Origin of the sequence: Arthrobacter crystallopoietes, assembly GCF_002849715.1 — a bacterium.
In the GTDB taxonomy this organism is placed as follows: Bacteria; Actinomycetota; Actinomycetes; order Actinomycetales; family Micrococcaceae; genus Crystallibacter; species Crystallibacter crystallopoietes.
This window is the reverse complement of sequence record NZ_CP018863.1, coordinates 4,310,802-4,323,658: the sequence shown is the minus strand read 5'-3', so window position 1 is coordinate 4,323,658 and position 12,857 is coordinate 4,310,802. Positions and strand designations below refer to the sequence as shown.

General features: G+C 62.2%; 13 protein-coding genes and 1 other RNA gene. 8 read left to right on the top strand and 6 right to left on the bottom strand.

Annotated elements, in window-relative coordinates; all coding sequences use genetic code 11:
• The 4 genes from AC20117_RS19870 to msrA all read right to left on the bottom strand — a co-directional run bounded on the left by AC20117_RS19870 (position 1) and on the right by msrA (position 3,351).
• On the bottom strand, positions 1 to 987 hold the full coding sequence (locus AC20117_RS19870; RefSeq protein ID WP_074702080.1) for a diaminopimelate dehydrogenase: 987 nt from the start codon (positions 985 to 987) through the stop codon (positions 1 to 3).
• A 154-nt stretch (positions 988 to 1,141) separates the two neighbouring features.
• Positions 1,142 to 1,729 carry a serine O-acetyltransferase EpsC gene (epsC, locus tag AC20117_RS19865; RefSeq protein WP_074702081.1) on the bottom strand — a complete coding sequence of 196 codons (588 nt, stop codon included), beginning with the start codon at positions 1,727 to 1,729 and terminating at the stop codon, positions 1,142 to 1,144.
• Positions 1,730 to 1,773: 44 nt separating this feature from the next.
• On the bottom strand, positions 1,774 to 2,709 hold the full coding sequence (gene cysK, locus AC20117_RS19860; RefSeq protein WP_074702082.1) for a cysteine synthase A: 936 nt from the start codon (positions 2,707 to 2,709) through the stop codon (positions 1,774 to 1,776).
• A gap of 117 nt (positions 2,710 to 2,826) precedes the next feature.
• A complete protein-coding gene (msrA, locus tag AC20117_RS19855) occupies positions 2,827 to 3,351 on the bottom strand; it encodes a peptide-methionine (S)-S-oxide reductase MsrA (RefSeq protein WP_074702083.1) in 525 nt (174 codons plus the stop codon).
• A 100-nt stretch (positions 3,352 to 3,451) separates the two neighbouring features.
• Between msrA and AC20117_RS19850 the strand changes: the two genes are divergently transcribed.
• Both AC20117_RS19850 and AC20117_RS19845 read left to right on the top strand, forming a co-directional pair.
• Positions 3,452 to 4,366 (top strand): Nif3-like dinuclear metal center hexameric protein, encoded by a 915-nt coding sequence (locus AC20117_RS19850; protein WP_074702084.1) that lies wholly within the window; start codon positions 3,452 to 3,454, stop codon positions 4,364 to 4,366.
• A gap of 84 nt (positions 4,367 to 4,450) precedes the next feature.
• On the top strand, positions 4,451 to 5,191 hold the full coding sequence (locus AC20117_RS19845; protein WP_074702085.1) for a zinc ribbon domain-containing protein: 741 nt from the start codon (positions 4,451 to 4,453) through the stop codon (positions 5,189 to 5,191).
• A 17-nt stretch (positions 5,192 to 5,208) separates the two neighbouring features.
• On the opposite strand, the gene AC20117_RS19840 is transcribed toward AC20117_RS19845, so the two are convergent.
• Together AC20117_RS19840 and AC20117_RS19835 are read right to left on the bottom strand one after the other, a co-directional pair.
• Positions 5,209 to 6,984 (bottom strand): accessory Sec system protein Asp2, encoded by a 1,776-nt coding sequence (locus AC20117_RS19840; RefSeq protein ID WP_074702086.1) that lies wholly within the window; start codon positions 6,982 to 6,984, stop codon positions 5,209 to 5,211.
• A gap of 4 nt (positions 6,985 to 6,988) precedes the next feature.
• The gene (locus tag AC20117_RS19835) at positions 6,989 to 7,762 is read right to left on the bottom strand and encodes a YaaA family protein (protein ID WP_074702087.1); all 774 of its coding nucleotides are present in this window, start codon (positions 7,760 to 7,762) and stop codon (positions 6,989 to 6,991) included.
• Positions 7,763 to 7,832: 70 nt separating this feature from the next.
• On the opposite strand from AC20117_RS19835, the gene rnpB reads away from it, so the two are divergent.
• From rnpB to AC20117_RS23420, 6 genes are all read left to right on the top strand, one after another.
• Positions 7,833 to 8,220: RNase P RNA component class A (rnpB, locus tag AC20117_RS19830), an RNA gene on the top strand.
• 67 nt (positions 8,221 to 8,287) lie between these two features.
• Positions 8,288 to 9,325, top strand: coding sequence for an acyltransferase family protein (locus tag AC20117_RS19825; RefSeq protein ID WP_074702088.1), 1,038 nt, complete (start codon positions 8,288 to 8,290; stop codon positions 9,323 to 9,325).
• Between the two features lie 294 nt (positions 9,326 to 9,619).
• Complete coding sequence (locus AC20117_RS19820) at positions 9,620 to 11,032, top strand: glyceraldehyde-3-phosphate dehydrogenase (RefSeq protein ID WP_418202261.1); 1,413 nt, start codon at positions 9,620 to 9,622, stop codon at positions 11,030 to 11,032.
• A gap of 122 nt (positions 11,033 to 11,154) precedes the next feature.
• Entirely contained in the window at positions 11,155 to 11,364 is a 210-nt protein-coding gene (locus tag AC20117_RS19815; protein ID WP_074702090.1) for a hypothetical protein, read from the top strand.
• A gap of 130 nt (positions 11,365 to 11,494) precedes the next feature.
• Positions 11,495 to 12,166, top strand: a complete 672-nt coding sequence (locus AC20117_RS19810) for a glycosyltransferase family 2 protein (protein WP_139186829.1) — start codon at positions 11,495 to 11,497, stop codon at positions 12,164 to 12,166.
• The gene (locus tag AC20117_RS23420; protein ID WP_418202260.1) at positions 12,076 to 12,837 is read left to right on the top strand and encodes a hypothetical protein; all 762 of its coding nucleotides are present in this window, start codon (positions 12,076 to 12,078) and stop codon (positions 12,835 to 12,837) included. Before AC20117_RS19810 ends, AC20117_RS23420 begins: the two co-directional genes overlap by 91 nt.
• Positions 12,838 to 12,857 lie beyond the last annotated feature (20 nt).

Below are 12,857 nucleotides of genomic sequence, written 5' to 3'. Positions count from 1 at the left end.
CTACAGCAGTTCGGCGCGCAGGTCCGCTGCGGACTTCGGCGAGAGCAGCCCGGGCGGCACGTCCAGGACGGTCACGGCGCCGAACCGGCCCTGCTGGTTCAGCCGGTGCACCGCGCGGGCGTAGGCCACCAGGACGCTGGCGGTGAACTCCGGGTTGCTCTCCAGCGTGAGGCCGTATTCAATGACCTGCGCATGCTCGGCGCTGGTGTTGCCGCTACGGATCGAGAAACCCCCGTGCGGCATGGCCCGATGGTCCCGGGCGAGTTCCTCGGCCGTGATGAAATGGACCTCGGTGTCGTACTGGTCAAAGTAGTGCGGCATCGTCACGATGGCCTCACTGACTGCCGCGGGATCTGCACCGTCCGCCAGCACCACGAAACACTCGCGTACGTGCTTCTCCCGGGTCTCCAGCTGCGGACGGCTGCCATTGCGGACCTTGTCGATGGCCGTCTCGGAGGGAATGGTGTACTGCACGCCGCCGGCCACCCCGGGCACCCTGCGGACGGCATCGGAATGCCCCTGGCTCAGGCCCCGGCCCCAAAACGTGTAGGTGTCGCCGTCGGGCAGGAGGGCCTCGCCGTACACCCGGTTGATGGAGAACATGCCCGGATCCCAGCCGGCCGAAATCAATGCAGTCTTCCGGCTGGCGCGCGCCGGGCCGTCCACGGCGTCGTAATACTCCGGGATGCGCGCATGGGTGTCGAAACTGTCCACGGTGTTGAACTGCGCAGCCAACGCCGGACCCTGCTGCGGCAGGTCTTCCTTGGAGCCGCCGCACAGGATCAGCACGTCGATGTCGTCCTCGTAAGCCGCCAGGTCCGTCATTGCGTACACGGCCGTCCCGGAATGCAGCGGCACCAGATCCGCCGGCTGGCGGCGCGTAAAAATCCCGGTCAGCTGCATGTCGGCGTTCTTCTCCACCGCGGCCTCCACGCCGCGGCCCAGGTTTCCATAGCCGGCAATGCCGATGCGGATGGTTTCACCCATGGTCAGTCCTCTCGTCAGGTTCGCCCACCGAGCACAGGTGCGGCGGGCAGCACTTTCGTGCCAAGGTCAACCGGCCCCAGCGGATGCGGTGCCGGAAACGCCGAAGGCCCCGGGCTGCTGCAGGAGCAGTCCGGGGCCTTCGGAAGTCAGCAGGTCAGATCCACATCGCGGGATCGATATATTCGGCCGGATCCACGGCGGGTGTCGTTTCCCGCTGCGGATCACGGTGCCGGAACGTCGCCGGAATGCCGGTGATAATGGACTCCGGGGGTGCGTCCTTAACAACGACGGCGTTGGCTCCCACGGCGCTGTCCGCGCCGATAACAACCGGTCCCAGCACCTTCGCGCCGGCCCCGATCACCACGCGGTCCCCGATGGTGGGGTGCCGCTTGACCTTGGCAAGCGAACGGCCGCCGAGCGTGACGCCATGGTAAATCATGACGTCTTCGCCGATCTCCGCCGTCTCGCCGATCACCACGCCCATGCCGTGGTCGATGAAGAACCGGCGGCCGATCGTGGCACCGGGGTGGATCTCGATGCCGGTCACAAACCGCCCCAGCTGCGAGAGCAGCCGTGCAGGGAAGCGCAGCGACGGATTGGCCCACATCTTGTGCGTCGCCCGGTGGATCCAGATGGCGTGCAGGCCCGAATAGGCTAAGAAGTTTTCTACGGACCCGCGGGCCGCCGGGTCATGTGACCGGGCGGTCTCGAGGTCTTCACGCAGTCGCGCTATGAAACCCATGGGAGCTTTCTGATCGGCGGTAACCGCTGGACGGTCCGGACAACTTATCCGCGGATGTCGTCGTACAGGATGGTGGAGATGTAACGCTCGCCGAAGTCCGGGACCACGGCCACAATCAGCTTACCCGCGTTCTCCGGGCGCTTGGCTACCTCGAGGGCGGCCCAGACGGCGGCGCCGGCAGAGATGCCGCCGAGGATGCCTTCCTTGATGCCGAGCTGGCGTGCCACGGCCACCGAAGCTTCGGTGGGGGCGTCGAGCACCTCGTCGTAGACATCAGTGTCCAGGATTTCGGGGACGAAGTTCGCGCCGAGGCCCTGGATCTTGTGCGGGCCGGGATTGCCACCGGTGAGGATGGCGGAGTCCTGCGGCTCGACGGCGATGACCTGGACGCCGGGCTTGCGTTCCTTCAGCAGGCGGCCCGCGCCGGTGATGGTGCCGCCCGTGCCGATGCCCGCCACGAAGATGTCTACTTCGCCGTCGGTGTCGGCCCAGACCTCTTCGCCCGTGGTGGAACGGTGGATCGCGACGTTGGCCTGGTTGGCGAACTGCTGCGCCCAGATGGAGTTTTCCGTGGTGGCCACGATTTCTTTGGCCTTCTCGACGGCGCCCCGCATACCTTCCGACCCCGGGGTCAGCACGATCTCGGCGCCGAAGGCGCGCAGCATGACGCGGCGCTCGGTCGACATGGTTTCCGGCATGGTGAGAATGACCTTGTAGCCGCGGGCAGCGCCCACCATCGCCAGCGCAATACCGGTGTTGCCGGAGGTGCCCTCCACAATAGTTCCGCCGGGCTTGAGCGCGCCGGCCTGCTCGGCGGCATCCACAATGGCGACGCCGATCCGGTCCTTGACGCTGTTGGCCGGGTTGTAGAACTCCAGCTTCACGGCTACCTTTGCCGGCAGCCCGTCAGCCAGACGGTTAAGCCGAACCAGGGGAGTGCGTCCAACAAGCTGGGTTACGTCGTCGTAAATACGTGCCATTTTTGCTGATTCCTGCCTTTTCCGGCCCATGGCCGATCTGGATGTACACGCAGCGGGCAATGCTGACACGCCCGGAGCAAAGATACGTTTAGCCTAGCCAGCGCTCACGGCGCCGGGCTAAGCCGCCAGCCACTGGGCGTAATATTTTCTGGCTTTGGCCAGCTTCGGGTCGATTATGACGCGGCAATACCCCTGTTCGGGATGCTTGGCGTAAAAATCCTGGTGGTATTCCTCGGCTGTGTGGAACGCCGGCAGCTCGGACACCTCGGTGACAATCGGGTTGTCCCACAGCGGCTGGGCGCGCTCGATCGCCGCTTCGAACGCCTGCTTCTGCTCCTGGTCCGCGTAGTACATGACCGAACGGTACTGGGTGCCGACGTCGTAACCCTGGCGGTTCAGGGTGGTCGGATCGTGGGAGACAAAGAACATGTCCAGAATGACGTCTTCGGGCACCACCGTCTCGTCGAAGGTCACCGCCACAACTTCCGCGTGCCCTGTGGTGCCGGAACATACCGCTTCATAGAAGGGGTTCTGCGTGTGGCCGCCGGTGTAGCCGGAAACCACCTCGGTCACTCCGCGCGTCTTCTGGTACACCGCGTCCAGACACCAGAAGCAGCCGCCGCCCAAAACAAAAGTCTTCATGGTCGTTAACAATGTCAGACGGGGCGGCAAGATTCCCAATGTGTTCCACGTCACGACAAAAACGCGCGCTCGAACCGGCCGATGGGGTAGAAAAGGACGTATGAACGACGACGATCAGCCCGAGACCACGCAGGACGCCGAAGACACGTCCAGCGAACCTGCGCCGGACGCAGGTGGCACCCCTATTCTTGGCGACGTGCTGCTGGCCATCGAAGAGCTGTGGCCCGAATCCCTGTCCGAGCCGTGGGATGCGGTTGGCCCCGTGGTGGGCAGGGCTTCGGCGGAGGTGAAACGGATCCTTTTCGCGGTGGATCCCACGGCGGACGTGATCGCCGAAGCACTGGCCTGGGACGCGGACCTGCTGGTCACCCACCACCCGCTGCTGCTCAAGCCGGTGAACTCGGTGGCGACCTCGCACTTTAAAGGTGACGCAATCCACCGCCTGATCGAGGGCGGCTGTGCATTGGTGACCGTGCACACCAATGGAGACAGCGCCGTGGGCGGGGTTTCCGATGTCCTGGCCGACGCCATGGGCCTCCGCGATGTCCGGCCGCTGGCCGCTGCCGAAAACGGCCTCCCCGAGGAAGGCATCGGGCGGGTCGGGGAACTGGCAGACGGGACGACGCTCGGCGAATTCGCCGCCACTGTGTTCAGCATGCTGCCGGCTGTGGCCGGGGGAGTAAAAGTGGCAGGAGACAAGGACGGAATTGTCCGTACCGTGGCGGTGTGCGGCGGCGCCGGTGACTCACTCTTCGACGCCGTCCGGGCAGCCCGGGCGGATGTCTATGTCACCGCCGACCTGCGACACCACCCGGCGTCGGAAGCCCGTGAGGGTGCGGTTGACGGGCGGCCTTACCTGATCGATGTCTCGCATTTCGGCAGCGAGTGGCTGTGGCTCACGCCGGCGGCCGATGCACTGGACAACGTGCTCACGGACCAGGGGTACAACGTTGAGGTGAGCGTCAGCGGAATCAACACCGATCCGTGGGATTTCATCCTGACGCCCGGATCCTGATGCCGGGCCGGGGCATTGGACGCAAAAGGATAGGCTAGAAGGCACGCCGGGCCGCAGGGGCCGGGCAGGATCCGGAGGATTTTCATGGCGAAAGCACCAGCATCGGAGCAGCTGCGGCTGCTCGACCTCCAGGCACTGGACAGCAAGATGACCCAGCTGGACCGCCGCAGCGCCAGCGTTGCCAAGAACGCGGACATCGACGCCCTGCTGGAGAAGCTGGCCACTGCCGATTCGGAACTTGTCACGATCAACACCGCGGTTGGTGACACGCAGCGCGAACTCCAGCGGGCCGAGACGGACGTGGAAATGGTCCAGACGCGGATCGACCGGGACCAGAAGCGGCTGGACAGCGGGTCCGGATCGCCCAAGGATCTCTCCGCCCTGCAGAGCGAACTCGTGTCGCTGAACAAGCGGCGTTCGGACCTTGAAGACGTCGAGCTCGAGGTGATGGAGCGGCTCGAGGCCGTCCGGGTACGGCAGGCCGACCACCAGAAGTCCCATGATTCCCTGCGGGAGGAACTGGCCGCCTTGGAGAAGACCCGGGACGCAGAACTGGCCGCCATCGCATCCGAGCGTGCTGCCGTCGCCGCGGACCGCGCGGAGCTGGCTGGCACCTTCGAGCCGGCATTGCTGGCACTCTATGAGAAGACCCGCGCCCAGCGGGGCGTGGGCGCGGCGAGGCTCTTCCATGGCAAGTCGGAAGGTTCCGGCATGCAGCTCAGCCCGGGCGACCTGGCCGACATCAAGAAGGCCGCCGAGGACGACATTGTCTTCTGCCCCGATTCCGGCTGCATCCTGGTCCGCTCCACCGAATGGGCCAGCTAAACACGCTGAGGGAAGACTCAGCTGGATCTTTCGCGCCTGGTTGCCATCCGGCGTCGGGCCCTGCGCCGCAAGGACCGGACGAGCCTCCGTCCCGCTGCAAGCGCGGGGACGGGCAGGCGACCCGAAGGGTCGTGGCGTTCTACCGTAACGGTCCGGCCGCCCTCTGACGTGGCCCGGATGCGGAGCGTGGCCAGAGCGTGGCTGGTGACGATTACTCCGGCAGAGCTAAGGGAAACGGTCACCCGGTAGTCTCCAGCGGGCAGCTGCGAAGTATCTATGCCGGCAAATTTGTTGGTGGCGAAATAAGCATGCGTATAGTCGCTCAATCCGTCGCCGAAGGGATCGGTGGGAACTTTGACGCGTCCTGTGCCGAGGCTGAACGAATAGGTCCTGACGCCGTCCGAAAGCAGCAGGTAGTAGAGGCCTGAACCCCAGTCAGGCATTTCCACGCCCCGAACGGCAAATGGGCCTTCGACGTGCAGGAGGTTTCCACTCACCCACGTCCGGTTCAAGGCAATGTCAGCTTGGGCCGCCGTCGTGCCCGCAAACGGTCTCTTGTCCATCCTGCTGCCGGTGCTATCGGAACGCAGGCGGACCAGGTGCGGGCCACAGTTCACCTCGGCCTCCAGCAGGTCGGCTGCAGTACAGGGGACCCTGACCTCGCCGTCTTCGGAGTCCATTTCCAGCTCAAGGTCGTAGAGCCCTTCCGGCAGCCTGCTGACGTCGATTCCTGCATCCCGAGGGGTGCGGAATTGTGCATACCGGTAGTCGGCGAACGCATCGTCGAAATATTTGAAGTAGAGACTGCGGTTGCTGGTCCGTTCCAGATCGTAGGCAAACGAGCCGGCAGCACCGGCGAGCACGAGTCGGGCTGGCGCAGCGGAAATGTGGCCGACGTCGTGCCCTTTGGGGAAGGCGACGCCGACCGGAAACAGTCGTTCAGGTCCCGTGCGGCAGGACACCAGATTGGCTACCACTTCACCCGCAGCCTGTTGATCAGCCAGCTTTTCAGCGGCGAGCTGAGGAGCCAACCGCTGACCGTTGCGTACCACGCCGAAATGCGGCGGAACGTTCTCAGCCAGGGCATACAACGTGGACAGGATCAGCGGCAGGTTGTACCGCGTGACGTCCGAATGCTCGTTGACCAGGTCCGAATGGGTTTCGATGTAGTTGAAGTTGGCGTACTCCGAGAACAACGGAAGGCCCGGAACAATCTGTTCAGCATGGAACTGGTCTTCCAGCGCACTGAACACGTAGATGTTTCTGTTCTTGTCGGTATCCGCCGCTATCGCCGTTGGGAGGAGCCCGTCGAGAACCTGCTGCTCCTCGGTCGAGCCCTCCTGGGTCAGATGATCAAAAATCACGGGCCGATGCCGTCGTGCATGGGAACCGACAAAAAGCTGCGGAGCGCTGGCGAGGATATTCTTGAAGCCGTATTTGATGCCAAGGTAGAGAGCCGCGAAGCCGCCCTTCGAAAAGCCCGCCAGCGTGCACTGGTCCTTTGTCAGTCCCAGCCGGTCCAGCTCCGCCTCGATGAGTTTGACGACGGCCACTTCGATGGAGAAGTCCATGCCATGGCAGAGGTAGTAGGCGAACTGGCCGTGGAATTTGTCTTTGATCCATAGCCAGTGCGACTGGCTGTTCCGGGAAGCCCGGCCATCAAACTCGTACGAGTCAATGGGGCGTATTCCCGCAAACATCACGATCAAATGCCTGCGGTCCAGCTTCGCCTTGCGCCGCTTGTACAGAACGGTAGTGTTGCCGTGCCTGAATTCCAGTTCTTGTACGGTCAACCTGCTACCCCGCCGAATCCGGCAGGATGATGTTCAGCGCGTGCGGCTTGCGCGCGGTGCCGGCCACCAGCTCCGCCTGCCACTTCTCCTGCGCGGCCGTGAGCAGGCTCGCCGGGGTCTGAGGCGCCTTGCCCCGGCGGGTGAGCAGATGGCGGGCGAGCTCGCCGCGGGTGTGCTTGGCAAAGTGCGAGACAACGGTCCGCTTGCCATTGCGCTCCTGGAAAACGTTGACCACTACCGTCCTGTCCGCAGCCGGCGACCACGCCGCGGCATAGCTGCTGGAGCGGCAATCCACCAGCAGGTGCCCGTCCGCATGCGCGTCCAGCGCCGCAGGCAGCTGCTTCTTCCAGTAGCTGGCGAGCTTCCCTGTTTCGGGCAGGCCCACCGACATGGAGAGCCGGTATGCAGGGATGAAGTCCTGGAAGGCAATGGCTCCCCACAAGGCAGAGACAATAACGACGGCGGCATCAGCCTTGCGCTTTTGTGGCGCGGTCATGGTGCCATAGCCCAGGGCGTCGTAAAGGACGCCGGAATACACGGTATGGGCGGCGGCCGACGGCTCGTCGTGCAGGCGCGTGTTGCGTTCCACCTCGGCGGCCAGCGACGCGCCGACTCCGAGGCTGGCCAGGGCATCCGGCCGCGAACTGACGTGGGCCAGGGCGTTCAGTACTTGTTTGCGGGCTGGATTCAGCTCCGGAAAATGCAGTTCCGAGAGCTCAAACGGATGACCCTTGGCAGCGGCGGTTTTACCTTCGGAGGGAGGAAGCAGAATCAGCACCCTACGAGCTTACAGATTCCGCCAATGCGGGGCGGTCAGTGGTGCCGCGGCCTGTATCCTTGAAACTGGATGGGTTGGCTGGGCGATCGCGTTGGCAGGTGCAAACCTGCTGCCGAGGAAAGTCCGGGCTCCGCAGAGCAGAGTGGTGGGTAACGCCCACTCGGGGTAACCCGCAGGCCAGTGCCACAGAAAACAAACCGCCAGGACCGCCCATGGGCGGGATCTGGTAAGGGTGAAAAGGTGGTGTAAGAGACCACCAGTGTCCCGGGTGACCGGGAGAGCTAGGTAAACCCCACTCGGAGCAAGGCCATACAGGGTACGTTTGAGGGCTGCTCGCCCGAGTGCCCGGGTAGGCCGCTTGAGGGCATCGGCAACGGTGCCCCTAGATGGATGATTGCCACCCGGCGGCGGGTAACTGCCGCCGGCGACAGAACCCGGCTTAGAGGCCAACCCATCCCACATTCGGCCTATTGCGGGATTGGGGCCAGTGAGACCCAATCCGCCACAGATTGCTAATATTTCCGAATGCCCAGCATCAGTAGCCCGCGCGATCATCGCATTGACACGGCCAAAGGCGTCCTGATCTGCCTTGTCGTACTAGGTCATTTTCTTGAGGCAGGCGGCTCGTGGGGAGCCGACACGATGCGGCTACCACTGACGGCAATCTATATGTTTCACATGCCGGCGTTTGTGTTTCTCGCAGGAGTTACAGCGAAGACAACGCATCTCGGACGACGGCTTGGAACGTTCGCCGTGATCCTCGTGACATTTCAAACGCTCTATTTTGTTGTTGCAGAATTGCTTCAACTCGACCGCAACTTTTCAGTTGCCATTCCATTTTGGATCCTCTGGTTCTTGCTGGCGATGTTCTGGTGGCTCCTGCTGCTGCCGGTGGTCCGGACGTTTCCTAAAACGTCTGTGGCATCGTCAGTCCTAGTGAGCGCGTTCATCGGAATGATTGATGCCGTCGGCTATCCGCTGTCACTTTCCCGGACGTTGATATTTCTGCCGTTCTTCGTCTTGGGAGCGACTTATGGGAAGGAGATATTAGCTGCAGTATCAGCGCTTGCCGCCGTCTGGAAGTCAGCAGCGGTAATCCTAGCTGTAGCCATTTGGCTATTTTTGTTTCAGGGCAATTTAAGCCAAAAATGGCTCTATGGAAGTTTCGGCTTCGACGACCTCGGCGTTGCTAATGGCCAAGGAATAGTTGTACGTGGCGGCCTACTTCTTGCTGCCATCTTTGTCACCATGACGTTCATTTCGCTGATGCCAAAACGAGATGGAATTATCGCCAGGACCGGACGGCATAGTCTGGCAGTTTTCGCTTTGCATGGATTAGTTGTTCTGGCACTCACTCCCGTAATGCGTTGGTTGCTCCACGAAGCTGGAAGCATCGTCGCCCTCGCAGCTTGCACCATATTGACCGCTGTTACGGTGCTGGTTCTTGCGCTTCCAACGTTTGATTTAGCTATTCGCCGGTTCTCATCAACGATCGTGGAGGCGTATACGGGGCTGTGTCAAGAGCGTGATTCGGCCTCTGCCCGCCAGCCTCCTGTTCGCTAGATCCTGCCGACTCTCGATCGCTTGTGAGTGACTTCACACGGAACTGGAACCAGCGGCCCTCGGGAGTCCCTAGAATAGATATGGGCATAGTCCTCAATGCAGCTGCCGGCTACGGCGGTTGTGTGCTCTGCACGAAGTAGACGGATCTTCGTTGCAGGCGTCGCCGTGGATTGCGCGGCGAGTTCCAACCGGTCTCGAGGGAGAGTCCGGCTGATGTAGGAAGGTAATTCTGTGAACCAGAAGTCAGAAGCGGCCCTGGATACGTGGATCAATCGTGAGGCGCTTGCCGAAACGATGATTCCGCTGATCGGGCGCCTGTACCGCGAGAACAACGTGGTCACATCCATCCACGGACGAAGCCTGATCAACCAGTCCGTAGTGGGCATCCTCAAGGCCCATCGGTTTGCCCGGCAGATCGATGACGTTGAACTGCCGCTGGAAGAAACTTTCCCGGTGCTTCAGGCCCTGACCGAGCTGGACCTCGGTGCCGGCTCCGTCGATCTGGCCCGCCTGCTGGCGAAGTTCAAGACCGAAGCCGCCGGCAGCGAACTGAAGGACTTCCTGCGGGAAGAGCTGGCCGAGATCGTCGGTAAGCGTGGAGCGGACGCTCGCGTCAGCACCGACGTCGTTCTTTACGGTTTCGGCCGCATCGGCCGTCTTCTGGCCCGGATCATGATCGGCCACTCGGGCGGCGGCCACGGCCTGCGCCTTCGCGCCATCGTGGTCCGCAAGGGATCCGAAAATGACCTCGTCAAGCGCGCCAGCCTGCTGCGCCGCGACTCCGTCCACGGCCCGTTCGAGGGGACGATCTCCGTGGACGAGGAGCAGAACACCATCCTCGCCAACGGCACGCTGATCAACGTGATCTACTCCAACGATCCGTCCACGGTTGACTACACCGCGTACGGCATCAACGACGCCATTGTTGTGGACAACACCGGGCGCTGGCGCGATGAAGAAGGCCTGTCGCAGCACCTGAAGAGCAAGGGTGTCTCCCGCGTTGTCCTGACTGCGCCGGGCAAGGGCGGCCTGAAGAACATCGTGCACGGTGTGAACCACAAGGACATCACCTCCGATGACAAGATTGTCACGGCCGCGTCCTGCACCACCAATGCCATCACGCCGGTGCTGAAGGCCATCAACGACAAGTACGGCGTGGTCCACGGCCATGTGGAGACCGTCCACTCGTTCACGAACGACCAGAACCTGATCGACAACTTCCACAAGGGGGAGCGCCGCGGCCGTGCCGCTTCGCTGAACATGGTGATCACCGAGACCGGTGCCGCCAAGGCAGTTGCCAAGGCTCTGCCCGAGCTCGAAGGCAAGCTGACGGGCAACGCTATCCGCGTACCTACCCCGAACGTCTCGATGGCCATCCTGAACCTGAACCTGGAAAAGGACGCCACCAAGGAAGAGCTGAACACCTACCTGCGCGGTATGTCGCTGGATTCCGAACTGCACAAGCAGATCGACTACATCGACTCGCCCGAAGTTGTCTCGAGCGACTTCGTAGGCTCGCGCCGCGCCGGCATTGTCGACGGTCTCGCAACCATCGCCAACGGCAAGAACGCCGTCCTCTACGTTTGGTACGACAACGAATTCGGCTACAGCTGCCAGGTCATCCGAGTCTTGGAGGAAATGGCCGGGGTGCACCCGATGCTGTTCCCGGTTGTTGCTAAGGAACCCGTGGTTGAGGCAATCGGCTGATCTGACCGAACCTTGTTACATCGAGAGGCTGGCGGCGTTTTATACGCTGCCGGCCTTTCGGCATTTGCGGCACGTGCGTAACGGTATGGCTTTTACCGTGGCGCCGTTCCTAGAATGGGCCCATGACTGAAAAGACAGAGTTGTCGAGATGGGAGCAGGCACAGGCCAACTACAAGGAGGCCCAGCGCTTGCTCAAGGAGGCACAGTCGGCGTTTGCGCGCGGAGATGTCCAACAGAAGCGCGTTGACGAGCTGACTCGGTTGAAGGACATCGCCGAGGAAGACTATCTGCGGTGCGAGAAGGAGCATAGGTCAGGATTGACGGATTCCTGATTTGAGGCTTCACGATAAATTCCGTGCCGCTAAGCGTAGACTCAAACGGGCCGTAGCCAAAAAGCAAGGTCCGCGCGTTCCGGCGGGGGACAGCGGTCCTAGCGCCAGTGCCGCGACGGCGAAGGTGGCCGTGGTGATACCGGTCTATAACACAATGCCGTATCTGGCTGACTTGCTCGACTCCCTGGCAGCGCAGGACCTGGATCCAGCATTGTTCGAGATCGTCGCTGTCGATGACGGCTCCACGGACATAAGCGGCGAAGTGCTTGATGCCTACGCTGCTGCCCACTCCAACGTCCGTGTGATCCATCAAAAGAACAGCGGCTGGCCAGGTAAACCACGCAATGTCGGTATCGCGGCAAGCCAGGCTCCCTATATCTTCTTTTGCGACGCCGATGACCTGCTGGGGCCCGAAGCCTTGCGCCGCATGGTGGATTATGCCTTGGCTAATGACGTGGATCTTTTGGTGCCGCGCATGGTGGGCCTCGGCGGCAGAGGTGTGCAAGCGGCTTTATTCCGGGAGACATACCTGGACGTTGACCTAAGGAAAATTCTTGGGACGCTCTCGCCCCAGAAGATGTTCCGGCGGAGCATGCTGGATCAGCACGACATCAGATTTCCCGAAGGGAAGGTCAGGCTCGAAGACTGGGCAGATGTTGGCGCGATGCTATCTGGTCTCGGAGCGGACCTCCCTGCTCGCGGACTACGACTATTACTACCTCAGGACGAGGGACGACGGCGCAAAACATCAGTTCGCAACGGACCAGTCCGGAGAGTTGCACACGCTCCGTTAGCGAGATAACGAGGATCCTCACCGCAGGTGACTCCGATGCAGAGCGGGCTAGCCTCTTGGTGCTGGACCTCTACCGGCGTAAGTGCCTGAGGTTCTATGCGCCGGACCGCTTTCGCAAGATCAACCGCCGACAGGCGCGCCGCTGGATGTCCGAACATGCAAAGTTCGCGCAGCGCTATATTTCCCCGGCGCTGGAAGAACAGCTGTCCTTCCCCCATCGGCAAAGGGCTGCGCTTGTACGCGCCGATGACCTGTACGGGCTGCGAAGACTGGCTGCTGCCGAACCTTTGGTCCAAGCGAAGGCTAGGGCTGTAAGCGTGTCAGGGGAATCGGGTCGGATGAGCATGGAAGTGGTGCTGGAGCCAGCCGGAGAACTTGACCGCTTGGAACTTGTGGTCCGTGGCCGCGGATCAAATAACTGCAGCACCCAACGGTTCGATCCACTTCTGGCTGAGCCGGGCAAGTACACCGCCATACTGGATGGTGCGTCCTTGGCGGGTTTCGGCCCCGTGATCGTGGACTTTTACGCTCGGGCAACGAAAGACGGATTCACTGGTTCGGAACATCGGGTTGCCGTGGACAAAAGCCTGCCGCTGACGTCCCCGACGGGAGATTTCCGCACCTATGCCACGGTCAACGGCAAGCTGAGCGTTGACATGCGGACCAAGCAACCAAGCTAGCGGCAAGGGGCTATAAAGCC

What these genes read in the sequence shown, in the direction of transcription:
- AC20117_RS19845 (WP_074702085.1), top strand. Translation starts at nt 4,451, where the DNA reads ATGGCGAAAGCACCAGCATCGGAGCAGCTGCGGCTGCTCGACCTCCAG.
- AC20117_RS19825 (WP_074702088.1), top strand. Translation starts at nt 8,288, where the DNA reads ATGCCCAGCATCAGTAGCCCGCGCGATCATCGCATTGACACGGCCAAA.
- AC20117_RS19820 (WP_418202261.1), top strand. Translation starts at nt 9,620, where the DNA reads ATGATTCCGCTGATCGGGCGCCTGTACCGCGAGAACAACGTGGTCACA.
- cysK (WP_074702082.1), bottom strand. Translation starts at nt 2,709, where the DNA reads ATGGCACGTATTTACGACGACGTAACCCAGCTTGTTGGACGCACTCCC.
- AC20117_RS19850 (WP_074702084.1), top strand. Translation starts at nt 3,452, where the DNA reads ATGAACGACGACGATCAGCCCGAGACCACGCAGGACGCCGAAGACACG.
- AC20117_RS19815 (WP_074702090.1), top strand. Translation starts at nt 11,155, where the DNA reads ATGACTGAAAAGACAGAGTTGTCGAGATGGGAGCAGGCACAGGCCAAC.
- AC20117_RS19870 (WP_074702080.1), bottom strand. Translation starts at nt 987, where the DNA reads ATGGGTGAAACCATCCGCATCGGCATTGCCGGCTATGGAAACCTGGGC.
- epsC (WP_074702081.1), bottom strand. Translation starts at nt 1,729, where the DNA reads ATGGGTTTCATAGCGCGACTGCGTGAAGACCTCGAGACCGCCCGGTCA.
- msrA (WP_074702083.1), bottom strand. Translation starts at nt 3,351, where the DNA reads ATGAAGACTTTTGTTTTGGGCGGCGGCTGCTTCTGGTGTCTGGACGCG.